This window comes from Martelella sp. AD-3 (assembly GCF_001578105.1).
Classification (GTDB): Bacteria; Pseudomonadota; Alphaproteobacteria; order Rhizobiales; family Rhizobiaceae; genus Martelella.
In genome coordinates this window covers 2276433-2300354 of sequence record NZ_CP014275.1, presented here as the reverse complement: position 1 = coordinate 2300354, position 23922 = coordinate 2276433, and the positions used below count along the sequence as shown (strand labels likewise).

The 23922-nt window shown below is 60.0% G+C and carries 22 protein-coding genes and 2 pseudogenes; 12 read left to right on the top strand and 12 right to left on the bottom strand.

What is annotated here, in order from left to right; translation table 11 throughout:
• Positions 1 to 442: 442 nt before the first annotated feature.
• From AZF01_RS10655 to AZF01_RS10640, 4 genes are read left to right on the top strand one after another with little or no spacing between them, the layout of a single operon-like run.
• Positions 443 to 1426, top strand: a complete 984-nt coding sequence (locus AZF01_RS10655) for a TRAP transporter substrate-binding protein (protein WP_197489597.1) — start codon at positions 443 to 445, stop codon at positions 1424 to 1426.
• Complete coding sequence (locus tag AZF01_RS10650; protein WP_024707254.1) at positions 1426 to 1983, top strand: TRAP transporter small permease; 558 nt, start codon at positions 1426 to 1428, stop codon at positions 1981 to 1983. The genes AZF01_RS10655 and AZF01_RS10650 overlap by 1 nt, the downstream gene beginning before the upstream one ends.
• A 20-nt stretch (positions 1984 to 2003) precedes the next feature.
• Complete coding sequence (locus AZF01_RS10645) at positions 2004 to 3308, top strand: TRAP transporter large permease (protein ID WP_024707255.1); 1305 nt, start codon at positions 2004 to 2006, stop codon at positions 3306 to 3308.
• Positions 3309 to 3350: 42 nt separating this feature from the next.
• Positions 3351 to 3944: a peptidylprolyl isomerase gene (locus AZF01_RS10640; RefSeq protein ID WP_024707256.1), complete on the top strand. Its 594-nt coding sequence runs from the start codon at positions 3351 to 3353 to the stop codon at positions 3942 to 3944.
• Here AZF01_RS10640 and AZF01_RS10635 read toward each other — a convergent pair.
• Positions 3935 to 4861: a LysR substrate-binding domain-containing protein gene (locus AZF01_RS10635; protein WP_024707257.1), complete on the bottom strand. Its 927-nt coding sequence runs from the start codon at positions 4859 to 4861 to the stop codon at positions 3935 to 3937. The two genes, AZF01_RS10640 and AZF01_RS10635, sit on opposite strands and share 10 nt — an antisense overlap.
• Positions 4862 to 5964: 1103 nt before the next feature.
• Positions 5965 to 7206 carry an MFS transporter gene (locus AZF01_RS10630; RefSeq protein ID WP_197489596.1) on the bottom strand — a complete coding sequence of 414 codons (1242 nt, stop codon included), beginning with the start codon at positions 7204 to 7206 and terminating at the stop codon, positions 5965 to 5967.
• Between the two features lie 222 nt (positions 7207 to 7428).
• Here AZF01_RS10630 and soxR point away from each other — a divergent pair, with 222 nt between their 5' ends.
• Positions 7429 to 7860, top strand: coding sequence for a redox-sensitive transcriptional activator SoxR (gene soxR / locus AZF01_RS10625; RefSeq protein ID WP_024707260.1), 432 nt, complete (start codon positions 7429 to 7431; stop codon positions 7858 to 7860).
• A gap of 83 nt (positions 7861 to 7943) precedes the next feature.
• Here the strand turns inward: soxR and AZF01_RS23520 are convergent.
• Positions 7944 to 8206: pseudogene (locus tag AZF01_RS23520) on the bottom strand (IS21 family transposase); the annotation flags it as partial.
• 279 nt (positions 8207 to 8485) lie between these two features.
• Between AZF01_RS23520 and AZF01_RS23515 the strand changes: the two are divergent.
• Positions 8486 to 8668, top strand: a pseudogene (locus AZF01_RS23515) (IS1595 family transposase); the annotation flags it as partial.
• A gap of 102 nt (positions 8669 to 8770) precedes the next feature.
• Positions 8771 to 9535 carry a FadR/GntR family transcriptional regulator gene (locus AZF01_RS10615; protein ID WP_024707262.1) on the top strand — a complete coding sequence of 255 codons (765 nt, stop codon included), beginning with the start codon at positions 8771 to 8773 and terminating at the stop codon, positions 9533 to 9535.
• 132 nt (positions 9536 to 9667) lie between these two features.
• On the opposite strand, the gene AZF01_RS10610 is transcribed toward AZF01_RS10615, so the two are convergent.
• From AZF01_RS10610 to AZF01_RS10580, 7 genes are all read right to left on the bottom strand, one after another.
• Positions 9668 to 10423, bottom strand: a complete 756-nt coding sequence (locus AZF01_RS10610) for an amino acid ABC transporter ATP-binding protein (RefSeq protein WP_024707263.1) — start codon at positions 10421 to 10423, stop codon at positions 9668 to 9670.
• A 24-nt stretch (positions 10424 to 10447) separates the two neighbouring features.
• Entirely contained in the window at positions 10448 to 11473 is a 1026-nt protein-coding gene (locus tag AZF01_RS10605) for a ketose-bisphosphate aldolase (RefSeq protein WP_024707264.1), read from the bottom strand.
• A gap of 69 nt (positions 11474 to 11542) precedes the next feature.
• Positions 11543 to 12337, bottom strand: a complete 795-nt coding sequence (locus tag AZF01_RS10600; RefSeq protein ID WP_024707265.1) for a transporter substrate-binding domain-containing protein — start codon at positions 12335 to 12337, stop codon at positions 11543 to 11545.
• 21 nt (positions 12338 to 12358) lie between these two features.
• Positions 12359 to 13006, bottom strand: coding sequence for an amino acid ABC transporter permease (locus AZF01_RS10595; protein WP_024707266.1), 648 nt, complete (start codon positions 13004 to 13006; stop codon positions 12359 to 12361).
• A gap of 6 nt (positions 13007 to 13012) precedes the next feature.
• Complete coding sequence (locus AZF01_RS10590; protein ID WP_024707267.1) at positions 13013 to 13684, bottom strand: amino acid ABC transporter permease; 672 nt, start codon at positions 13682 to 13684, stop codon at positions 13013 to 13015.
• A complete protein-coding gene (locus AZF01_RS10585) occupies positions 13681 to 14736 on the bottom strand; it encodes a tagatose 1,6-diphosphate aldolase (protein WP_024707268.1) in 1056 nt (351 codons plus the stop codon). Before AZF01_RS10585 ends, AZF01_RS10590 begins: the two co-directional genes overlap by 4 nt.
• Entirely contained in the window at positions 14736 to 15650 is a 915-nt protein-coding gene (locus tag AZF01_RS10580) for a PfkB family carbohydrate kinase (protein ID WP_024707269.1), read from the bottom strand. Before AZF01_RS10580 ends, AZF01_RS10585 begins: the two co-directional genes overlap by 1 nt.
• A gap of 236 nt (positions 15651 to 15886) precedes the next feature.
• On the opposite strand from AZF01_RS10580, the gene edd reads away from it, so the two are divergent.
• The 3 genes from edd to AZF01_RS10565 all read left to right on the top strand — a co-directional run bounded on the left by edd (position 15887) and on the right by AZF01_RS10565 (position 19772).
• A complete protein-coding gene (edd, locus tag AZF01_RS10575; RefSeq protein WP_024707270.1) occupies positions 15887 to 17707 on the top strand; it encodes a phosphogluconate dehydratase in 1821 nt (606 codons plus the stop codon).
• Positions 17708 to 18183: 476 nt separating this feature from the next.
• The gene (locus AZF01_RS10570) at positions 18184 to 18444 is read left to right on the top strand and encodes a metal-sensing transcriptional repressor (RefSeq protein WP_024707271.1); all 261 of its coding nucleotides are present in this window, start codon (positions 18184 to 18186) and stop codon (positions 18442 to 18444) included.
• Positions 18445 to 18452: 8 nt separating this feature from the next.
• Entirely contained in the window at positions 18453 to 19772 is a 1320-nt protein-coding gene (locus AZF01_RS10565) for an MFS transporter (RefSeq protein ID WP_024707272.1), read from the top strand.
• 94 nt (positions 19773 to 19866) lie between these two features.
• On the opposite strand, the gene AZF01_RS10560 is transcribed toward AZF01_RS10565, so the two are convergent.
• On the bottom strand, positions 19867 to 21285 hold the full coding sequence (locus AZF01_RS10560; protein ID WP_024707273.1) for a short-chain fatty acyl-CoA regulator family protein: 1419 nt from the start codon (positions 21283 to 21285) through the stop codon (positions 19867 to 19869).
• Between the two features lie 211 nt (positions 21286 to 21496).
• Here AZF01_RS10560 and aceA point away from each other — a divergent pair, with 211 nt between their 5' ends.
• On the top strand, positions 21497 to 22783 hold the full coding sequence (gene aceA, locus AZF01_RS10555) for an isocitrate lyase (RefSeq protein ID WP_024707274.1): 1287 nt from the start codon (positions 21497 to 21499) through the stop codon (positions 22781 to 22783).
• 40 nt (positions 22784 to 22823) lie between these two features.
• Positions 22824 to 23096 carry a hypothetical protein gene (locus AZF01_RS10550; protein WP_024707275.1) on the top strand — a complete coding sequence of 91 codons (273 nt, stop codon included), beginning with the start codon at positions 22824 to 22826 and terminating at the stop codon, positions 23094 to 23096.
• A 45-nt stretch (positions 23097 to 23141) separates the two neighbouring features.
• Here the strand turns inward: AZF01_RS10550 and AZF01_RS10545 are convergent, their stop codons facing one another.
• A complete protein-coding gene (locus AZF01_RS10545; protein WP_197489646.1) occupies positions 23142 to 23897 on the bottom strand; it encodes a glutaredoxin family protein in 756 nt (251 codons plus the stop codon).
• Positions 23898 to 23922: the final 25 nt, after the last annotated feature.

The window sequence follows — 23922 nt, the reverse complement described above, 5'->3', positions numbered from 1 at the left end:
CTTGCGTGGCGGGTACGGCAGCGGCGCTCTGCGGACTGAAGAATTTGACTAAAAACCCTATGCAAGGATTTACTGGCGTCTCAAGAAGCTATCTGGCACCGCAGTCTCTCCGTTGAGTTGCACTTCCCACGAAAAAAGAAAGTTTATTCAGATAATTCAATTATTTATTTTACCTATAAGATGATAGTCGGCGTTGATGATCGTTCGCGTTTCTCTATCGGAATATAACGGAGTTGGCATAGCCTGTTCCCTCCGCAGTCAGCGCCCAGACCTGAAAAACCTCTCAAAACATTCGGAAAATAAATAATTGACGCTCCAGCGCCGTCTCGCCAATGCTCTGACGAATATCAATGTCGCTGGCTGTGCTGGCTTGCGGCAATCAAACGCAGCAAACGGGGAAAACATGAAACAAGACCGCCGCACATTTCTGAAAACAACGTTGATGACTACTGGCGCCGTCATGGGGGGCGGACTTCACAAGTTTGCTTTTGCCGCCGATACCATTCGCTGGGACATGGCCGACGAATATACCGAGGCCAATCTCAGCGGCAAGGCCGCGATCAATTTCGCCAAGCTGGTCAGCGAGCGCCTCGGCGATCGTCTTGCTGTACAATATCACGGTGGTGGCACGCTGGGCTATAAATCCGCTGAACAGTTCGACGCGGTCGAGGATCGCGCCGTTCAGTCCGCTGTCACCGTTCTGACCCAGCTCGGCGGTGTCGATCCGCTGTTCGAGCTGAGTTCGCTGCCCTTTGTCGCACAGACGCCGGACGAGGCGTTGTTGCTATGGCAAATTGCAAAACCCGAATATGCAAAGGTTTTCGCGGATTATGACCAGGTGTTGCTGTGGGCCGTGCCGAGTCCGCCGAGCGGTATCCACGCCAAGATGCCGATCACCAGCCCGGAGGCGCTGAAAGGCCTCAGGATCCGCAGCTATGACGCCAACTCGACCCGCACGCTTGCCGCAGCCGGGGCCGCACCATTGCAGATCGCTTGGTCTGATCTGACGCCGCAGCTTTCCACCGGCGGCATCGATGCGCTGCTGACATCGGGCGAAAGCGCCGAAAAGCTGACGCTCTGGGATTACGTCAGTGACTTCACCGAGCTCAATTACGCCATGGCGCTTTCGGTCGCCCACGTCCACAAGGACGACTATGACGCACTGTCGGACGAAGACAAGGCTGCACTCGAGCAGATCTGTGCCGAATGCGATAAATACAACTGGGACCTGATGCGCGCCTCGATCGACCATGCCTATGAGGTCATGGACGACAACGGCATGACCGTCACCCACGCCGATGCCGTGCCCCAGGACATGTTCGACTTCCTGCAGCAGGCAGCCGATCCGGTGGTGCAGAACTGGGTCGAAGCCACCGGCGATCGCGGACATGCCATCCTTGACGCGTTCAGGTCCGCGAAGTCCTGATGAGCGCCGTTGAAACGTTTAAACCGGCTGGCCCGAAAGGGCCGGCCTGGCTGCGGTTCATCGCTGCGGTGTCGCAAAGGGCCAATCTGACAGCCGCCTACGTCGCAGTCACCCTCGTCGTGTTGATGACGGGACTGATCCTGCTCGAGATTGGGCTGCGTGCCTTTTCGCTTTCAACGCACGTCACCGATTCCTGGGTTGCCTATGCGGTTGCGGCCGTGACATTTCTCTCGATGCCCTGGGTTCTGGAGCAGGGCAGCATGCTGCGCGTGAGCGTACTCGTCACCCGGCTTCCGGTGTTGGCTCGCAAGGTTGCCGAGTTCTTCGGCGTTGTGCTCAGTCTCGCCGCAGTGCTTTTCGTGCTGAGCTATCAATGGGAGACGGTGGGAAAGCTCATCCGTCGCGGAACGCTCAGCGGCGATTACGTTCCCGTTCCGCTCTGGCTTCCGGCATTGGTCTTTCTCATCGGTCTGATCCTGCTGGCGCTACAGCTTCTGGTGAGGCTCCTGCGTCTTGTGGTGCTGTCTGAAAGCAGCGAGACCAGCCTCTCACTCTGATCTAAACCGCGAAAGTCAAGATGACCACTCTGGACGCAACCGTTCTTCTCCTTGGGCTCCTTGTCGTGACGCTCGGCGCTGGAATTTGGATATTCTCCGCTCTCCTGATCGTCAGCATCGCCTCACTTTATCTCGGCCTCGGCTTTTCGCCCGACCGAATCGGCGCGATCGCATCCAAGGTCATCGCCAACAAGGCGGTCTCGTGGGAGCTGGCGGCCGTCCCGATCTTCCTCTGGATGGGCGAGATCATCTTGCGCACAGATCTTTCGCAGCGTCTTTTCCGCGGGCTTTCACCGCTGGTCGCGCGGATACCCGGCGGCCTTATCCACACCAATGTCCTCGGGTGCACGGTGTTTGCGGCGATCTCAGGATCCGGCACTGCCACGACTGCGACCGTCGGCAAGATCACCATTCCCGAACTCACGCGCCGGGGCTACAACACCTCGCTTTCGGTCGGCTCTCTGGCCGGCGCCGGCAGTTTCGGGTTGCTAATTCCGCCTTCGATTGCAATGATCGTCTATGGCGTTCTAGCCGAGGTCTCGATCACCCGTTTGTTTGCCGCCGGCGTGCTGCCGGGACTGATGATGGCTGGATTGTTTTCCGGCTACATTGCCATCCGGAGCGCGATTTCCCGGCACAAGCCTGAGGATGCGACGGAGCGCATGACCATGCGTATTCTGTTTACCTCCGTTCGTGACCTCATGCCGATCACGCTGGTGATGGTGGTCGTGCTCGGTTCGATCTATTCGGGCCTTGCGACGCCCTCGGAGGCGGCGGCTGTCGGTCTGGCGATCGCTATGGTGATTGCCGGTATCGGCCGCCAGCTTTCGCACAGAATGTTGCTGGAGACGCTGCTGAACGCGGTCCGGGTTTCGACCATGCTCTGCGTGCTGATCGCGACATCCTCGCTGCTGTCGGCCTGTCTTGCCTACATGAACCTGCCGGAAGAGATCAAAACATGGTTCTCGCAGGCGGCGTTCTCGCCTTACATGCTCCTGTTCGTGCTGGCGTTGCTCTATATCGTCATGGGTATGTTTCTCGACGGCACGTCCATAACCGTGATGACAGTGCCAATCGTGCTGCCGGTTGTCGTCGCCGCGGGCTTCGATCCGATCTGGTTCGGGGTGTTTCTGATTATCATGATCGAGTTGAGCGCCCTGACGCCACCCATCGGGCTCAACCTTTTCATACTGCAAGGGTTGACCGGTCGGGCAATCAACCGCGTGACGCTCGATGCACTGCCGTTCTTCCTTCTGATGTGCTTCGGCACGCTCATTCTCACGCTGTTTCCGATTATCGCGCTCTGGCTTCCAAGCCTGCTTTAGGCCGATTGAAACGCTTTATCCACCAGGACACCACAGACCGAAATGGCCAAGGTATCTACCCCGATTGTCGAATTCATCTGTGACTTCGGCGCAATCGAGATCGAGCTTTATCCGGAGCAAGCCCCACACACGGCCCGTAACTTTCTTGCCTATTGCGATAAAGGCCTGCTTGACGGGGCATCCGTGTTTCGCATCGTGACGCCGAAAAACGACCGGCCGGAACGGTCCTGCGACAGCCGCGCCGTCCAATGGGGTTGGCGACCCGAGAAGGCTCGATACGATCCGGCGCTCGGGCGCGGATGGGACCCTATGGACGCGCCGGAAAACCTACCGTTTCCTCCGGTCCCACTCGAGACGACCGAAATCACCGGCCTTCGCCACAAACGCGGAACGGTCTCGATGGGCCGGGATTCCGCCGGGCTTTCCGGCCCGCATTTCTTCTTCTGTGTCGAGGATGCGCCATATTTCGATTTCGGCGGCAAGCGCAATCCCGATGGACGCGGCTTCGCAGCCTTCGCGCAGATTGTCTCCGGTTTCGAAGTCCTCGACAGGCTTTACGGACTCGCCGAGCCGATCACATGGATGATGCACCCCTATCCGATTCGCTCGGTCAGGCGGAAAGTGTTTCACGGATAGATTGTCAGCCAGTTCCGAGAGGCGTCAGCCATAGCCCTGGTGGCGGTCATGATCGCCTCGAAGAAGGCCGTGGCCTCCGGTGACAGGTCCGCTGTCTTCTCGCGCAGCAACGCGAACTGATTGGTAATGGCCGGGTCGAAGGGTCGCACAGTGAGGCTTTTGTCGGGATAGCCCTCGAGTAGGATGGCATCGAGGATCGAGATGCCTATACCCGCCGATGTCAGGGCGCAGGACCCTGTCAGCGCTCCGGTCTCAACGACGCTTGTCGGCCTCACGCCTGCCTTTCGGAATGCTTCTTCGATCGTGAAACGCGCCTCGTGACGGCGCGACTGCAGCACCAGAGGCTCGCCCGCAAGATCGCGCGGCGTGATCCGATCGCGGTTACAAAGCGGATGGCCCTCAGGCAGGACGCAGACATAGGCGCTCTGCATGATCGTCCGCGCCTCGACCGCGCGGTTGGAAATCGGCATGCGCGCAATACCGAAATTCCACTCTCCGGACGCGACAAGTTCTACCGCCTCCTTCGATGGCAGATATTCAAGCGTAACGCCAATGCCGGGATTGCTTTGATGCAGGATGCGCAGGGCTTCGGGGATAATACTGACCACAAAGGATTGTGGCAGCACCACCTGCAGCCAGGCAGATGAGGGGGTCGTCAGCCGCCCGGCGGCATTTGTCAGCCGCTCGATCGAACTGAAGGTACGGTCAACCTCGCCGAAAAAGGACAGCCCCTCTGTCGTCGGCACCAGCCGCTTCTTAACCCGCTGGAACAGTTGAACGCCGAGCTCGGTCTCGAGAGAGGTGATCAGATTGCTGACCGTCGGCTGCGACAGTCCGAGCGCGCGTGCCGCCCCGCTTACGGAAGTTAATTTCACGACAGCTCTGAAGGCTTCGAGCTGCCGCATCTTGATTTCCATCTGGCACCAATTTTCCTAGATCGTTTCCGCCTTTCATGGAAACGCGTAAACGATCAACCTATTTATTTTGACGCATTTTCGCGGACGTCAGATGTTTCCATCTGGCTGCGAACTGCTCTAGTCCAGTCACAGCTTTCGAACTTAGCCTTGTTCTCAGCCATTGGCCACCACCAACGTTGATGGTAGTGTCACCTTGGCCGTATCTTGAGGATCAGAATGCCTCTCGCGGCAGTTCTACGAAAAGGTTGGTATGGGAATGGAAGGCCGGTTGTTGTAAGAGATGCGACGTTCCAGAACAACAACCTCGGAAATCAGTCCACTATCGCACCACGCAATACGCCAATCTGCGGTATAAATGGAATCGACGTCAAAACCCCGCGATGACTGATTCTGCGTGATCGCAGGCAGAGGCAGCCACTCCACATTCCGCCCAGGTCAGGCATTCAGTCCATGTGGTTCGAGCGTCCGCTTTTTTGGAAGGTGTTGTAGCCAACCACAGCCGTCGGAAGGGGCCTCCGGATCGTCAGAAATAGGGCCGTTTGCGCACGGTCCGGTTCTAGGGATCTACCGACGGCAAGCCGCCGTTCTGGGTCCGCCTCATCGGCGAAGCTGCCTGGGAAGATAAACCGGACTGCCGAGGTCGGCGGTGAGCTTGGACCTGCTCGCAGTTTTGTGCGGCTAGCATTCGCATCGATTCGGACCAGAAAGCCCGGGCGTCGCGGAGCGAGAAGAAGTCATCGGCTTACACACTGTCCGTCATCGAATGATTTTGAACAAAAGGGGACTGGCGATCAGAAGACTCACGAGCGGCGTTCTCGAGTTCGCGCTGGGGCTCGCGTTTCCGGCAACGCGGCGGGCGCGGTTCGCGACGCTCCCATCTCAATATCCTCAAGTTCGATCGATTCCCGTCGTCTGTCAGGGCGGAGCTTTCTTCGCAGGTGTTTTGAGCGCGAGCAAGGAGCCGATGCAGAACGACATTCTGTTCATGCCCCATTTGGCTGGGACGAGGATGGGTGAAATAGCATCACTCGCGTCCAGGATTAGCCAATGGCAAAAAACGATGTCACGCAAGATGCTGTACCTTGATGCCGCGATCGATTGTCTCAGGAAGCCTGACTTGCGGTACGCCGACGTTCGTCTGGCCGCCCGATCAGCAACATGACTGCTGCGCCTATTATGGCTACGATTCCGGCGCTTTGGAGAGGGGCGGACATGCCAAGTCTTTCAATCAGGATGCCACCCAGTACCCCGCCACCGGCGATAGCGACCTGGAAACCCATCGATAGAATCGCTCCGGCGCTTTCGGCCTGATCCGGAGCGGCCTGGGCGTTCCAGCTGGATATGGCGACCGGGAAGGCCCCGAAACCGAGCCCCCAGATCGCCATTGCGGCGAATATGGCGGCGGGAGCCTGCCCCTGGCTGGCCAGAGCGGTCGTTGCACATGCGATCGCCAGCGCCCCGCCACCGGCTGCAAGAGCGGGACTGCGGGATGACAACGCCCCGCCGACCAAGTTTCCGAAGAAGCCAGCCAGACCGAATGTCAGCAGAACGAGGGGAACCGTCTGCGCGTTGATCTGCAGGCCGCTTTCCAGAAAGGTTCGCAGGAAGGCAATCGCTGCCGTATTCCCGCAGATGACGAGGAATGTGGTCGCTAGACCGATCAGCACGGCGGGTTTTGCCAGCACGCTGCGGAATGATGCAAGACTGGGGGGAGCCATTGTGGAAAGCCTGGGCATCGTAGCCAGCTGACTGATCAGGGCGACGAGAGCGAGGCTCACCGATATCGCAAAGGTTGTACGCCAGCTCAGAAGATCACTCAGCCAGGCACCGAGCGGGGCGGCAATGACGTTCGCGATGGAGACGCCGGTAAAGATGACGGCAATGGCACGGGGAACCTTAGACGGGGGCACCAGCCGCATTGCGAGCGCGATCACCATCGCCCAGGCGCCCCCCAGCGAAACGCCCAGCAGGGCACGTGCTGCAAGCAACAGAGGCAGGTTCGTCGCCAGGGTGCTCAGGAGTGCTGAGGCGAGGAAGAAGAGACCGAGCATCCAGACTATCTTTCGCCGGTCGAGACGGCCCGAGCCGAGCACGAGAAGTGGGCCCGCTATGGCGGCTATGAGGGCTGTGGCGGTGATTGCCTGGCCGGCGGCGCCATCGCTAACGCCCAGGTCTGATGCCATCGCAGGTATCAGTCCGATGGGAAGGAGTTCGGTGGTGATGAGGCCGAAAAGGCCGAAGGCGAGTGCGAAGACCGCCGCCCAATTTGCGTCTGTCGTTTTGCTGTCAATGATGGGCGACGACGAATCGGATGCAGAGCTTGAGGACATTTTCAACCTGTTCATGGACTGAAGAGGATCGCGCGGCGGTCCGTTCCGGTTGGTGCTGAGGGCATTCTCCGGTTTGCCGCTGACGCGCGCTCCCGTCATCTCTGTGACGGCAGGCTGGCTTATCCAACCTCAAGTAGGGTTCAGGTCAAGCTAATTTTCGTAGATTTTTCAAATGACATTTAAGAGATCTTATTCAAGTAATAGCCGAAGTGATATCCAGGTTTGAGGTCGCGCTAGATGAAAAACGAACTGACGGTCGGCGAAATGGCAAAGCGCTCGGGCGTTTCAATCTCGACCCTTCATTTCTACGAGAAGATGGGTCTGATCGCGGCGCGCCGCACTGCCGGCAACCAGCGGCGATATCCGCGTGGCCTTCTGAGGCATGTCGCAATCATCCGGATAGCCCAGAGGGCTGGCATTACCCTTGCGGAGATCAAGGAGACGATGTCCTCCCTGCCGGAGGACCGAGCTCCGAATGCGCAGGAATGGCGCCGGATGTCCGCACATTGGGCCGATCGGCTGACAGAACGCATCAACTCACTCATCCAGCTTCGGGACGAGATGCAGGGCTGTATCGGATGCGGGTGCTTGTCGATGAAGCAATGCCCGCTGCGCAATCCCAATGATGTTCTGAGGAAAGCCGGCGCCGGACCGGTCCTGCTGGACTGAGGTCAGCGTGGGTTGGATGGCGCCGGCGGCTGAACCGCGGCATCGCCACTTGGCCGCGATGACGCTTTCGTGCTCGCTTAGGTATTGCCTCCGACCCTGACCATGCCTTCCCGCGACACACGCGCTCAAGCTTGAGAACGGATTTGAACGGTGCCAGCGGTAACGGCCGCAGGTGCGGCCGCTCCTCGGCAAAGGCTTCGTTGACGACGCGAAGGGTCGTGGCATGCTTTCTCGGACTGGCGACAGTGTCCAGCCAGTGCCGCAACTGGGCGCTCAGATCGTCGAGATTGCGAAACGAGCGGGCCAGGAAGAAGTCCTCTCGGATATAACGGAACGGCCGCTCGACCTAGCCCTTATCGGCGAATGACTGACGGATGGCGACGACGAGGGGCCCGCTCAAAACCCACGGACGCCACAAATGAGGAGCGACGATGATCTGGCTGCGCCGCAGGGCTTGAACCTCATGCCCGGCCGTTCACCACGTGGTCGCCCGTGGGCCTGAAGAAAATACCACAATTTCTGTCGAAGGGGCTATTCGATCTCATCCGTGGTCTTGGCGCGACAAGGTCCTTTCCAAATCGAGCGTTCAACGCGATTCTGCGGTCAAAGATTACAGGAGATAGTGATGCCAGAAACGACTTTCGCCACGCTTTCCAATATTCGCACCGTCCAAGACATGATCATAGCATTTAGGGACGAAGACCATTGCCGCTGTTTGTCGGAAAGCATGATTTGGCCGAATGGCAGGGTTTGCCCTGCCCGTGGCTACAAGCGCTCCATTGCAATCGCTTGCCGTAACGTTGCCGAAGTGGTTTTGACTCGTAGGTTTGAACAGCGCCGCTTTGAGGCTAGATTGAGTAGACTAACCTAATCATATTGTTGGTCGTTTGCTGCGATGATAGGCTACGTTATGGCGCAACTTAAGATTACTCCGACACAAAAGAACCGTCTTGCGGACTCGGTCTACACGCAAATTCTCTCGCAGATCACCACGGGGGAGTTTTCGGCAGGCGACAAACTACCTTCGGAGGCCCAACTGTCGCATGCTTTCGGTGTATCGCGGCCTGTCGTGCGCGAAGCGTTGTTGAGGCTTACGACAGATGGCTTGGTCCATCCCAAACGCGGAATCGGTACCTTTGTGTCGACCCGGCCCTCGAATCGGCTGACTGAACTGGCGGACCTATCGCAACTCTCCAACTACATCCGCTCGTTCGAGCCACGTATCGTCCTTGAGGTTGAGGTTGCGAGGCTTGCAGCTCAGCGGCGCACGCATTCGGATATCGATCGCATCACCGATACCTTGGAAGAGCTGAAGCGGGCCATTGCGGCAGGGGAACTTGGTCTGGAACAGGACTCTGCTTTCCACACTGCTATCGCCGACGCCAGCGGAAACAAGTATTTTGTCGATATACTGGCAACCCTGCGCTTTCCTGTGAAGGGCGCGATGAATATCGGCCTCGAGCTGGCGCGCGGTCGCCCCCCGACGCGTCGGATGCGCATCATCGAAGAGCATGCCAGCATCTTGAAAGCCATTGCGGCGGAGGACGGCGAGGCCGCCAGCGGTTATATGAGATATCATCTGCTGCAGGCTCGCGCCGCCGTCCTCGACGCTCAGCATCTGGAAAAGGTCCGCGAAGACACATCAAGCACGGACACTGGCTCGGAAGAACACTAAAGTTGTTCCATCGTGTCCCAGGGTGATGTGTCTGGAAACCGTCTGCAAGACGACTCCGCAGCGGTCGGAAGATCGCCTTCCCAAAGGGAAAGAGTACTCCCGCCGCTCGTAAACGGTGGTGAGGGAGCGTTCTCAATGCAGGATCTGCGACAGAAAATTCCTGGCCCGTTCCGTTTGCGGAGTCCGGAAGAAGGCATCCGGCGGTGCGACCTCGACCACGGAGCCGCAATCCATGAAGATGACGCGGTCGGCGACCTCGCGGGCGAAGTTCATTTCATGGGTCACGCAGATCATGCTGCTGCCTTCCTTGGCGAGACCGACCATGGTGTCGAGAACCTCACGCACCATCTCGGGGTCGAGCGCGGAAGTCGGCTCATCGAAAAGCATGACCTCGGGGTTCATTGACAGAGCCCTTGCGATCGCAACGCGCTGTTGCTGGCCGCCCGAAAGCTGCGCAGGGTATTTCTCCGCCTGTTCGGGAATGCGAACGCGTTCCAGAAATTTCATCGCGATCTTGCGCGCGTCTTCGCGCGGCAGACCCTTCACCTTCATGGGTGCGATCATGCAGTTCTGCAAAACCGACATATGCGGAAAAAGGTTGAAGTTCTGGAACACCATCCCTGTGCGTCTTCGAACACGATCGGTGGATTTCCGCGTGCCGTCGAGTGTCGTGCCGGCAACAGCCAGATTGCCCTCCTGATAGGGCTCAAGCGCATTGAGACAGCGTATCAGCGTCGATTTCCCGGAACCGGAGGGGCCGCAGATAACGATGGTTTCTCCCCGTGATACGGAAAGATCAATATCCTTGAGCGCGTGGAAGGCACCAAAATACTTGTTCAGTTTCCGCGCCTCGACGATGGCGTCCGCAGTGTTGGCCGTGCTCTTCATCGACAACTCCTCCATGATCCAGCTTCAGGACCTTACCTTGGGCGCCAGTTCGCCAGACTGGTAGCGCTTTGCCATATCGGCCATCGAAATGACCTTGATCTTCGAACCCTTGCCTGCCGTGCCGAAATCTTCCAGTCTCTGGCGGCTGAGCTTGGTGATCGCCTCCATGCCCGGTTTGACGAGATTGCGGATGTCGAACTCCCGTCGGTCTTCCTGAAGGACGCGGCGGATCTGGCCGACCAGTGCCATGCGATTGTCGGTGTCGATGTTGACCTTGCGCACGCCATGCCGAATTCCGCGCTGGATTTCCTCGATCGGAACACCCCACGTCTGGGGAATGTCCGCGCCGTATTTGTTCATGATGTCCTGAAGCTCCTGCGGAACAGAGGACGAACCATGCATGACGAGATGCGTGTCCGGCAGGCGGCGGTGGATTTCTTCTAGCAGGTCCATTGCCAAAACTTCGCCGTCCGGTTTGCGGTCGAACTTGTAGGCGCCGTGCGAGGTGCCCATGGCGATCGCCAATGCATCGACGCCAGTGGCTCTGGCAAAAGCGACGGCCTGATCGGGATCGGTCAGGAGCCGGCTGTCGGAGCGGTCTTTGAGCTTTCCAAGTACACCGATCTCGCCCTCGACGGATGCACCCATCCAATGCGCCAGGGCGCTGACCTGCGCGGTCACCGAGACGTTGTACTCGTAGTCTGAAGGCGTCTTGCCATCGATGCCGAGCGAACCGTCCATCATCACCGAAGTGAAATTATGCTGCAGCGCCGTCGCGCAGGTGGCCTGCGAGTTTCCGTGATCCTGGTGCACGACCATCGGCACGTCCGGATACATTTTTTCGATCGCCGTAAACAGACTCTCGATCATGATGTCTCCGGCATAGGCGCGGGCTTTCGTTCCGACCTGCAGGATCACCGGAGCATCGACGCTGCGTGCGGCATCCATGACGGCAATCATCTGTTCCATCGTCGTTACGCTGAATGCGGGGACGCCATAGTCATGCTCGGCAGCGTGATCGAGAAGCTGGCGAAGTGTCATTCGGGTCATGACAAACCTTTCGGGGAAATGCGTTCATGGTTGGAGGTTCCGCGCCAAGCGCGGAACCTTATGCGTCAATCAGAAGACCGGCAGCTTCTCGTTTACGAGGCCAAGCCATTCCTTCTGCGCGGCCTGTAGCTCGCCGGCGTTCCAAAGCAGCATGATGTCGGTGTTCAGCCACTGGCGAAGATCGAAATCGCCGCGACGCACGCCAATGCCCATCGGGGACTGTCGCACCGCGAATTTGCGGGCAAACTTGTCCGTCTGTTGGCTGATCGCATTGGCGGCGGCGACGCCCGAGACGATGGCGTCGACCTGGCCGGTAAACAGCGCCTGATTTGTTGCGGCGTCATCCTCGAAACGCTGGATATTGGTGCCCTCGAGCGCCTTTTCGGTGATCAGCGTGTCGTTGGTCGTCGAGCGGGTCACGCCGACGCGCTTGCCGACGAGATCTTCGAGGCTGGCGATATCCGAGGATGCCGGCGCCAGCACCATCTGCTCGTCGACATAGATTGAATTCGTGTACATCACCGTCTTGGCGCGCTCGGCTGTGACGCCGAACGAGGAGACAAGGATATCGACCTTGCCGCTGGTCAGGTTCGGGATGCGCGCCTGCGAAACCTGGTCGACGATCTCAAGCTCGACACCAAGATCCCTGGCGAGAAGCTTGGCGACCGCAACGTCGAAGCCTGCGGGCTGCATCTGGGAATCGGTCATGCCATAGGGTGGCGTTGACAGCGAAATGCCAACCACCAGCTTGCCGTTCTGGATGATCTTGTCGAGCGTGTTGGTGGTGGTCTGGGCGAGACTGGCGGTCGCAAGCGTAGCCAAAGTGATTGTTGCTATTGCAACGGTCTTTACGAATTTGATCATCTTTTACTCCTCCTTTGACGATCATGATTGCGCCAGGCGCCGTTCAAGGTGGCGGCTGACAAGCGTGATGGGAAAGCAGATCAGGAAATAGAAAGCGGCCGCCGTGAGATAGACCTCGAGCGGCTTGAAGGTTGCGTTGCTGACGATCTGAGCCGTGCGCGTGAGCTCGATAATGCCGACGACCGAAGCCAGCGAGGTATTCTTGATCAGCTGCACGAAGAAGCCGACGGTCGCCGGCGTCGCAATCCGGATGGCCTGCGGGGCGATGATATGAACCATGGTGTCTGGGCCGCTGAGCCCCAGAGCGTGAGCGCCCTCGCTCTGGCCAACGGGGACCGACTGGATGGCGCCGCGCCAGATCTCGCCAAGAAAGGCCGCGGCATAGAACGAGAAGGCAACGGAAATGGCCACGATCGGGCGCACGTCGAAGCCGATATAGGTAGCTCCGAAATAGGCGATGAAGAGCAGGACAAGAAGCGGCGTTCCCTGGATGACGAATATGTAGGCCCGCGCGAAGGCGCTCGCCAGCCGGTACCTGGATATCCGCATCAAGGTCAGGACCGCTCCCGCGAGCGAACCGCCGATCAGCCCGACCGCCGCGAGCAGAATGGTCCAGCTCAATCCGACGAGCATAAACTGAACATGGTGAAGGCTGAATTGCTGAAACATTTTGCCTTAGCGCCCCAGATACTTGAATCGAAACACGATGCGTTCGAATGCCAGGCATCCGAGCTTGAGGACTGCGACAATCCCGACATAGATGACGGCGATCACCAGGTAGATTTCCATGTTCCGCAGCGTCATGCCCTGGATGTCATTTCCGACGCCGGTCAGTTCCGGCACCGAGATCGCCGAGACCACGCTCGATGACAGGAGCAAGAGAACGAACTGGGAGGCAAGCGACGGAAAAATCGCCGAAAACGCGGGCTTCAGAACGATGTAGCGGAAAATCTGCAACGGCGACATGCCGAGGGAACGCCCAGCCTCTATCTGGCCCTTGGCGATGCTCTGGATGCCGGAACGGATAATTTCGCTGGTATAGGCGCCGCCATAGATCGACATGGCAAGGATCGCGGCCGTCAGCGGCGTTAACCGGATGCCGAGCGAAGGCAGACCGAAATAGACCAGGAAAACCTGCACGATGAAGGGCGTGTTGCGGATGACCTCGACATAGCCAAGCACGATGAAGCGCAACGGCTTTAAGGGACTGAGCAGCATGCTTGCGCAGCAAAGGCCGATGACAAGCGCGAAAATCATCGCCGTCAGCGAGATCGCGATCGTCAGCTCCGCGCCCCTGATCAGAAGATCAGTTCTCGACAACACGCCGCTGAAATCAAGATAGGTCACAGGCTTCGCCCCGTTTGATAGTGCCCCGCAGAGGCCGGATAGAGCATGGCGAACGCTTCGCCGTCAGGCTCCATGTCGACCCGCCCCTGCCACTGCGCATGGTCCGTCCAGGGCGTCGCTTGTCGTTCCGTCAGGCGGTTGAACCGCTCCATAAATTGCGGCGCCTCCTCCCGCATCGAGCGTTCCATGGCGGCGAGATCGGGGAAGCGGCTGAAGGCCCCGGCCCAGATCGCGCGTCCGGCAAGATAACCGCTGGCGCCGGCGCGATAGGCAAAGGTAAGCAACCGCAGGAAATCCTCCGGGCTTGCTCCTCCGCTGAGAAGCACCCAGGGGCGATGGACATGACGCGCCATGCGGTCGAAGGCGGCCTGCGCGGCAAGGGCATGAGGACCATCGGGATCCGGCACGTCGAAGGTGGGGATCGGCGGTTCGAGCTTGTAGAGATCGACGCCGTCCGGATTCATGACCTCCTCGTCCGTGAATGAGCCTGAAACCAGTTCAACGCGCCTTCGCGCAAAGGCGGCGGCGCTTTCGCCGGGCAAGGGATAGACAAGGAACTCAAGCACAAAGGGTATGTCGTTGAGACGGGAGGCGGTTTTCATCGCGTCGAGATAGGCAAGCTGATGAGCCCTCACATCGGCCGAAACATCAGCCCGGTACCAGAGGTTGACCTTGACCGCGTCCCCGCCGATCCGGCGGATGAGAGCCGGGTCCCATCCGGGAATGCTCGATGACTTGCGGCCGGTATCGGTCACCTCCCAGGTGGCCCATTCATTGGCGATCAGGAGTCCCTTTTCGGCCGGGATGTCGCGTATGCTGGCGGCATAGCCCAGGGGAGGATCGATCAGTACGGCAGATGCATGGGGCGCAAGATGACGCGCAAGCATGCGCTTGACAGCGGCCACATCCTCGAACGGCGCCTGATCCAGCCCCCGAATGGCCTTGATCGGATTGACGATCGGCCCCGTCTGATCCATGGCAAGGATACGAAAGCGGGAATCGGCGCCGGAGAGCCGGCGCATGCCCCAGTATTTTCCGGGTGAAATCGGCATCACGCATTCTCCCTGAGAAGTTGATCAACGGCGGCACGGTCGGGAATACTCTCCCAGCCGCTTCCACGAGCGCATTTGAGCGCCGCCGTTGCACTGGCCAGGCGCGCGGCCGCCTCTGTCGAGAGACCTTCGGCAAGGCCAAGCGTGAAGGCGCCGTGAAAAATGTCTCCGGCGCCGTTCGTATCGATGGCCTCGACCGGAAATGCCGGCAGGTTTCTGATCTCGCCATCGTCGTGCCAGAAAAAGCCGCGGCTGCCGTCCGTCACGGAAACCACGCCGCGACACATCGTTGCGGCAACGGCTAGGGCATTCTCTATGCTCTTGCAGTCGGTCAGAGCGGCAAGGCAAGCTGCGGAGAAGACGATATGATCCGGCAGATGGAGCAGCTGTCGCACAGCGTCCATATCGCCGACGTCTGCATCAAGCACTGTAATGATGCCTCGCTCGCGCGCGGCTGCAAAGATCGCGGCTGCGCCCTGCCACCAGCTATAGTCAGCCAGCACGCCATCCACCTGATCAAGCTCACTCAACGGCAGCCATGCAGCCTCATTACCGAGGTCGCGGCCGATGAAACCGAAGGCCATGCGTTCGCCACCGGGCGAAACAAGCACCGTGCCGACTGGGCTCACTCCGCCTGCGACACGTCGAACAGTCTCTGTGCGAACGCCGAATTGGCGCAGGCGGGCAATGATCTGGTCACCTGTCTCATCTTCGCCCAGCCGGCCCCAGTAGTTGGCTTCGGCGCCCAGCCTTGCCACCGCGCAGGCAGCCGTTGCCGCGATGCCGCCGCCGGTACGACGCACATCCGTCGCGCGGAACTTGCAAGGTTCCGTCGGCAGTCTGGGCAGGTAGACGATCGTGTCGAGAAACGCGTTGCCCAGCGTTACGATGCGTCGATCCTTTTTAGGTGCCATCTTCACGGTATGCACTTTCCTCTTATCAGGCAAAACGCTGCCATCCCGACGGAGGGCCTCCGTCCGGTTCTTTCGTCATTTCGAACTGGGATCTCCTCCCCAGCGACGTCATGCCGGTTATCGAATTTGACTAACGCTAAGTGCGTATTGACATGTAGTCAACAAAAATTACAAGTAGGTGAGAAGATTTTATTGAGCCCGGATTGGATCGGCTCTGCCATGAAAGAGGAAACGTGATGAACACCCACGATGCCATTCGAAGCATTACCGACCGTATCGTTGAAAGGTCCATGAGGTCGCGGGCGAGCTATATGAAGGCCATGGAGAAGGCAGCGCAGGCCGGCCGCAATCGCAGCAAGCTTGCCTGCGCCAATCTGGCTCATGTCGCGGCAGCGTCGGAGGCGTCGGAAAAACGTGCTCTGCTTGCGGCAAATATCCCGAACATCGCGATTGTTACAGCCTATAATGATATGGTTTCCGCACACCAGCCATTTGAGCAATTCCCGGCGCTGATCCGTAATGCAGCTCGAAAGAACGGAGCGATCGCTCAGGTCGCTGGTGGTGTTCCAGCAATGTGTGATGGCATCACCCAAGGCGCCGATGGAATGGAGCTATCGCTCTTCAGTCGTGACGCTATCGCGCTCGCCACGGTTGTTGCTTTGAGCCACAACGCCTTCGATGCGTCACTCTATCTCGGCGTTTGCGACAAGATCGTTCCGGGTCTTGTGATGGGCGCACTTGGGTTTGGGCACTTGCCGGCGGTTTTTGTGCCGGGAGGGCCAATGCCCACCGGGCTGTCCAACCCGGAAAAATCACGCATTCGTCAGCTCTATGCGGAGGGAAAGGTTGATCGGTCGGCGCTTCTCGACGCCGAGGTCAAGTCCTATCATTCGGCGGGAACCTGCACATTCTACGGCACGGCCAATTCCAACCAAATGCTAATGGAGTTTATGGGGTTACACCTGCCGGGGTCGAGTTTCGTCAATCCCAATACCCCGCTGCGCGACGCACTGACGGCGGCGGCCACCGAGAGAGTGATCGCGATCGCTCCGCCGCGCAACCAGGCTGTGCCGCTCTGTCGCGTGCTCGACGAGCGCGCCTTCGTCAACGGCATTGTCGGGCTTCTTGCCACCGGGGGCTCCACGAATCACACCATGCATCTGGTCGCGATGGCGCGCTGCGCCGGTATCATCCTGACCTGGGATGATTTCGCGGATATCTCTGCGGTTGTTCCGCTTCTCGTGCGGGCCTATCCGAATGGCAAGGCCGATATCAATCATTTCCATGCAGCCGGCGGCGTCGGCTATCTGATCTCCTCCCTGCTGTCTGCCGGACTATTGAATGAAGACGCGGTGACAATCATGGGAGAGGGTCTCGACGCATATACAAGCGAGCCCTGGCTTGATGACGGTCAACTCGCATGGCGCCCGGCCGTCTCGGCATCCGCAGACGAAACCGTTCTGCGGCCGGTGACAGCGCCGTTTCAGAAGACAGGCGGGCTCTCTGTGCTTTCTGGCAATGTCGGCCGCGCCGTGATGAAGGTTTCGGCGGTTCTACCCGAACATCGCGCTATAACCGCGCCAGCTCGGGTCTTTGTTTCTCAGGCTGAACTGCTTGAGGCATACGCCCGCGGTGACCTCGATTGCGACTTTGTTGCCGTCTTGCCATTCCAGGGGCCTCAAGCCTGTGGCATGCCCGAACTTCACAAGCTGATGCCCGCGTTGGGGTCTCTGCAGGACCGCGGGTTCAGGGTCGCGCTTGTGACCGACGGGCGGATGTCGGGCGCTTCGGGCAAAGTTCCTGCCGCCATCCATGTGACGCCGGAAGCGGCTGCCGATGGCCCGATTTCGCGCATCCGAAATGGCGATATGATCGTGATCGATCCGCAGGAAGGAGCCATTGAGGTTGTTGTTGACCCCGGCGAGTTTGGTTCCAGGCCTCCGGAAAAGCGACCGCTGCGCGAAAACTGGGGGACAGGACGCGAATACTTTGCGCAGGCCCGGTATTCAGTGAGTTCCGCCGAAACTGGGGCTTCTTTCGTGGCGCCTGCCTATTGATGTCATCCTGACGTAATCGGTCGTGGCGGGTGCCCGGAGGTACAAGAGACGGTTTGAACTATCTGGTGGGACGAAACCTTGCCCTCATGGCATCTCCACATGATGGAGCACAGACTGCACCCTTTTATGAAGGGCCCTGATCGGAGTTCCCAATTCATGCTTTGTTCCGCAGAAATGGTGGCCCAGTTGTTCAGACATTGGAAACCGGATTCTTTTGGTTTCAGTGTCTTATCGATGAAATCATTTTCTCTTAATCAGCGGGTCGTAGGTTCGAGACCTACATCACCCACCATTTTTCTTCCCTTTGTTCTGGTAGTGTTGTGAAACCGGCAGTTTTTGGTCGGCCTCGATCTGTCCTCCTGCTTGCTGTTTACCCGGTTTCCATTTCGCCCGCTTGCGGCCGGAACGCGCGCCGGTCGCCGGACGGGGTCCTTTCCGCCCTTTTCATATCCTCCCCGGGTGGATAATATCGAGGCATGAGCCATGAACATCGTCATCAAAGCCATCCCCGGATCGTCGCGCGGCTGAAGCGGGCCGAGGGTCATCTCGGTTCGGTTGTCGCGATGATCGAAGCGGGGCGACCCTGCCTGGATGTCGCCCAGCAGCTTCAGGCCGTCGAAAGCGCGATCCGCAACGCCAAGCAGGCGCTCATCCATGATCATGTGGACCATTGTCTCGACGTTGACGGCGCCGAGGCCGGGCGCGCCGAACTGAAGGCGATCACCCGCTATCTCTGAGGCCCCCGATGCTGGACATTCTCGCCGACCGCACCTACCGACATCTCTTCCTCGCGCAGATCGTCGCGCTGCTCGGCACGGGACTGGCGACGGTCGCGCTCGGGCTGCTTGCCTATGACCTTGCCGGGCAGGGGGCGGCAATGGTGCTCGGCACTGTCTTCGCCATCAAGATGGTGGCCTATGTCGGCATCGCGCCGATTGCCGGCGCCTTTGCCGAACGCATGAACCGCCGCCGGCTTCTGGTTGCGCTCGACCTCGTGCGCGCGGCGTGCGCCCTTGCGCTTCCGTTCGTCACCGCCGTCTGGCAGGTCTATCTGCTGATCTTCCTTTTGCAATCGGCCTCGGCCGCTTTCACGCCGACATTCCAGGCGACCATCCCGGATGTGCTGAAGGAAGAGGAACGCTACACGCGGGCGCTGTCGCTGTCCCGGCTTGCCTACGACCTGGAGAATATCGCCAGCCCGACGCTTGCCGCCCTGCTTCTGGCGGCAATGAGCTACAATGCGCTGTTTCTCGGCACGGTCGCCGGTTTCCTGGCTTCGGCGCTGCTCGTCGTCTCGGTGGTTCTGCCGAGCCCCAGGGCGGCAGAACCACGCGGGATTTATGACCGGACGACGCGCGGCATCCGCATCTATCTCGCCACGCCGCGTCTGCGCGGGCTTCTGGCGCTCAGCCTTGCGGTTGCCGCCGCGGGCGCGATGGTTCTGGTCAATTCGGTGGTGCTGGTGCGCGCTCTGCTGGGCCTCTCGGCGAGCGATCTCGCCTGGACGATGTTCGCATTCGGCGCCGGATCGATGACCGCCGCAATCCTGCTGCCAAAGGTCCTCGACCGGGTTTCCGACAGGCCGGTGATGCTCGCCGGCGCCCTGGTGATGGCGGCGGCGCTTGCGGCGCTGGCGGCGGAAATTGCTCTTGGCGGGCTTGCCTGGCTCGCGTTGCTTGTCGCCTGGTTTCTTGTCGGTCTCGGCTATTCGGCGGTGCTGACGCCGTCGGGGCGATTGCTGCGCCGTTCAGCCCACCCTGAGGACCGTCCGGCCCTGTTTGCGGCGCAGTTCGCGCTCTCCCATGCCTGCTGGCTGCTGACCTATCCGCTTTCGGGCTGGCTCATGACTGCGTTCGGCGCGGAGACCGCCCTTCTGGCTCTGGCCGGTCTTGCCGGCCTTGGCGTTGTCATCAGTCTTTCGCAGTGGCCGGCGGGCGAGGACGAAGCGATCGAGCACAGCCATGACAACCTGCCGCTTGATCATCCGCACCTCAAAGGACACAGGACGCACAGCCATGCGCTTGTGATCGATGACATCCACCCGCGCTGGACCAACCAGTTCTAGCGCGTCTGCTGTTCTCCGCACCGCGAAAGCGCTCTATCCATGTGCTTTGAGGCGTTTTCGGGCGTCAGATGTTGCCGTCTGGCTGCGCGGCGCATCAGCGGAAGTCGAAGGCCGAAAGACCGGCGACCATCTCGTCAAGGCCGAGCGGGCGGGTGACCGGCGGCTCGGCGCGCGACAGGCAGCCCGGGCGTTCGCACAGGCGGCAGACCGGCCCGACGGGCACGGGCCCCGCCCGCGCGCCGCCGTCCTCTGCATAGGCCGTGGCCGATGCCTTGTCCCAGCGCAGGCCGAGAAGGATCGCCGTCACATGCAGGCGTTCGCCGAGCGCCGGTTCCGGTCCTTCCAGCGTGCGCGAAAGCGTCAGATAGCCGACGCCGTCCGGCATTTCCACATGTCGGGAGACGATCCGGCCGGGCTGGCTGAAGGCGTCATAGAGATCGAGACGCGGACATTCGCCGCGAAAACCCGCATGCGGAAACCCCTCCGCGCCGATGCGGCGCAGGATATTGCCCGCCTGGTCGATCTCCATGGCGAAGAAGGCCGGTCCGGCATTCTCCAGCCGCTGCAGGCTGGCGAGACGGGTAGCCGCCTGCTCGAAGGAAACGTCGAAACGGCCGCTGAGAAGGCCGATATCGAACCGGTCCCGGCGGGCGGCTTCGATGAATGGGCCATAAGGCATCATCAGCGCCAGCGCCGCATAGCGGGCGAGTTCGAACCGGGCGATGCGGCGGGCCTCGTCGCTCGACAGGTCGAGCGCCTTCACTTCCGCCGCGATCTCGTCGGCCAGCGCCAGGAGCACCGTTTCGATGGCGATCTCGCGCTTTCGGTCGCGCGGGGAGAAACGTGCGGAGATGAACAACCGCATCGTGTGGCGGTCGAAACGGCGGCCGAGATTGACCATGGCATGCGGCGGCAGGATCCTGACGGTGATGCCGCGACGTTGCATCAGCCAGGTTTTCAGGGCGGCCGAAAGCTCGTCGCCGGGGTCGAGTTCCGCGTGAAGGGCTTCGGCCGCGCGATCGAGTGAATCAAAGAAATAGGGCCGGCGGGAGATTGCGTCGCGCACCTCCTCGTGCGGCAGGCGTTTTCCCGGCAGGTGGGTTTCACGCCCGTCATGGGCGAGAAGCGCGGAGAGGTCGGAGAGGCGGGCGGCCTGTTCGCAATAGGCGCGGTAAAGCTTGATGATGCCGATCGCCGCGTTCGGCGCGGCTTCGGCCACTTCGACGAGTTCCTGGTCGCCGGGCAGTTCTCCCGAAAGCAACGGGTCCGAGAATACCGATTTCAACTGGCTGATCGTGCCCGAGCTTTCGCCCTGGAGTTCGCCGATATCGATGTCGTAGACGGCGGCGAGCTTGAGCAGAAGCTGCACGGTCAACGGCCGCTGGTTGCGTTCGATGAGGTTGAGATAGGAGGGCGAGATCGAAAGCGCCTCCGCCATCGCCGTCTGCGTCAGGTCAAGCCCCTTGCGGATCCGCCGCAGCCGCGGTCCCGCGAAAATCTTCTTCTCCGTCATCCTGTCCCTCCCGGCGATGGTTTACAATATTTACTGTTTTACACAGCGCTTCTGTCAAACAAAATACAAGATAACCCGAATTCCCGCTTGATCTAAGCCAATTCCATAGATTTGCAATCATCAATTCAGTAAAAAGTGTCACATCGCTTGTCGCCGAGTGGCGTTTATGCACCGGACGGCATTCAATCTGCCTGGAAGAGGAGGAATAGGCATGTCTGAATTTTACAATCTTGTTGACGGCGCTGCCGAGGGCCGGTTTGACGGCATCGAGCGGAGCTACAGCGCCGAAGATGTCAAGCGGCTGCGCGGTTCGGTCCGCATCCGCTCGACGCTGGCGGAGGAGGGCGCCAAGCGCCTCTGGAAGCTGATCCATGAGGATGATTTCGTCAATGCGCTTGGCGCGCTCTCGGGCAACCAGGCCATGCAGATGGTGCGCGCCGGGCTGAAGGCGATCTATCTTTCCGGATGGCAGGTCGCCGCCGACGCCAACACCGCCTCCGCCATGTATCCCGACCAGTCGCTCTATCCGGCCAATGCCGGACCCGAGCTTGTAAAGCGAATCAACAAAACCCTGCAACGCGCTGACCAGATTGAAACATCGGAAGGGAACGGTCTTTCCGTCGAGACCTGGTTCGCCCCGATCGTTGCCGATGCCGAGGCCGGGTTTGGCGGTCCCCTCAACGCCTTCGAGATCATGAAGGCCTATATCGAGGCGGGTGCTGCCGGCGTTCATTTCGAGGACCAGCTGGCCTCTGAAAAGAAATGCGGCCATCTCGGCGGCAAGGTTCTGATCCCGACGGCGGCCCATATCCGCAACCTGACCGCTGCCCGGCTTGCCGCCGACGTCATGGGCGTTCCGACGCTGGTCATCGCACGCACGGATGCCGAGGCCGCCAAGCTCCTGACCTCCGACATCGACGAGCGCGACCAGCCCTTCGTCGATTACGATGCCGGCCGCACGGCGGAAGGCTTCTACCGCGTCCGCAACGGGCTCGAGGCCTGCATCGCCCGCGCCGTCGCCTACGCGCCTTACTGTGATCTGATCTGGTGCGAGACCTCGAAGCCGGATCTGGAGCAGGCGCGCAAATTCGCCGAGGGCGTGCACAAGCATCATCCTGGCAAGCTTCTCGCCTATAACTGCTCGCCCTCCTTCAACTGGAAGAAGAACCTGAGCGACGAGGATATTGCACGCTTCCAGCGGGAACTCGGCGCCATGGGCTACAAGTTCCAGTTCATCACGCTCGCGGGCTTCCACCAGTTGAACTTCGGCATGTTCGAACTGGCGCGCGGCTATCGCGACCGGCAGATGGCGGCCTACAGCGAGTTGCAGCAGGCCGAGTTCGCGGCGGAAGCGAACGGCTACACCGCCACCCGCCACCAGCGCGAAGTCGGTACCGGCTATTTCGACGCCGTTTCGATGGCGATTACCGGCGGCACGGGCTCGACCACGGCGATGGGCGAATCAACCGAAACCGCGCAGTTCCAGGCGGCCGAATAGGCCGGCGGAATAGATTATTTCTCGAAGAGGAGGAAAAGAAATGACGCGCAGGATCAATGTCAAGGAACGCGCCGAGGCGCAATCGACGCGGATGAGCAGCGAGCAGCAGGCCGCGATCCGCATGGTCGCCAATGATCTGCACCGGCTGAACCAGTCGGTCATGCGGGCGGTCGATGCCGGGGTTTCCGTCGAGATCATCCGCTCGGCCCGCCATCATGGCGGCACCAAGAGTTGGGGCGATCTTCTGGTGCCGATCATCATCGCCGGCCAGACGGAGGAGCCTGTCGTCGACGAGAGCCTGGCGGAAGGCTGATCGCGCACCGGGCGGGCGGGGCGGTTTGCGCCCTGTCCGCGCTTGTCACAGCAGCAATGCCTTCAGCGGCATCCAGATGCCCATCAGCGTCATCATCAGGCTTTCGGTCAGCGAGACGAAGCCGAGCGGCACGGAGGACGAGCCTCCGACGCAGGCGCATTTCAGCTCTCGCTTGTCCAGGTAGACCGCCTTGAAGATGCTGACCGAGCCGACAAGCCCGATAAAGAGGGCGACGGGCGCAGAGATCCAGCCCAGCGCGCCCGCCGTCATCAATATACCGGCAAGCGCCTCGCCGAAGGGATAGATTCTTCCATAGGGCACCCAGCGGCGCGCAAGAAGGTCGTAATTCAGGAACATGGTGGAAAAGCTCTCGACGTCCTGAAGCTTCTGGACTGCCAGGATCGTCATCGACAGCGAGATGAACCACTCGACCATGCGCAAGGTCAGCGGGTTCCCATATTGATGCCAGGAAAGGCCGAGCGCCAGAAAAAGCGCGACGGAAAAGATCGCGATCACTGGCGTGTAGCTCGTATCGCTCTGCTCTTCGGGCGGTGGATCCAGCTTGAAGAAGACCCGCAGGTCTTCATAGCCGCCGATCCGTTTGCCGTCGATGAAGGTCTGCGGCGTCGTCTCGACGCCGTGCTCCTCCATGAAGCCGTCGGTTTCCTCCCGCGTTTTCAGGTGATGGTCCTCGACCTCATAGCCCTTGGATTTCAGAAGATGACGCGATTTCAGTCCGTAGGGGCAGATATGGTCGGGCATGACCATGCGGTAGAGCTTTGCTGTCTTTGCCTCAGCCATGTCGACTTTCCTCTCTTTTGGCGAA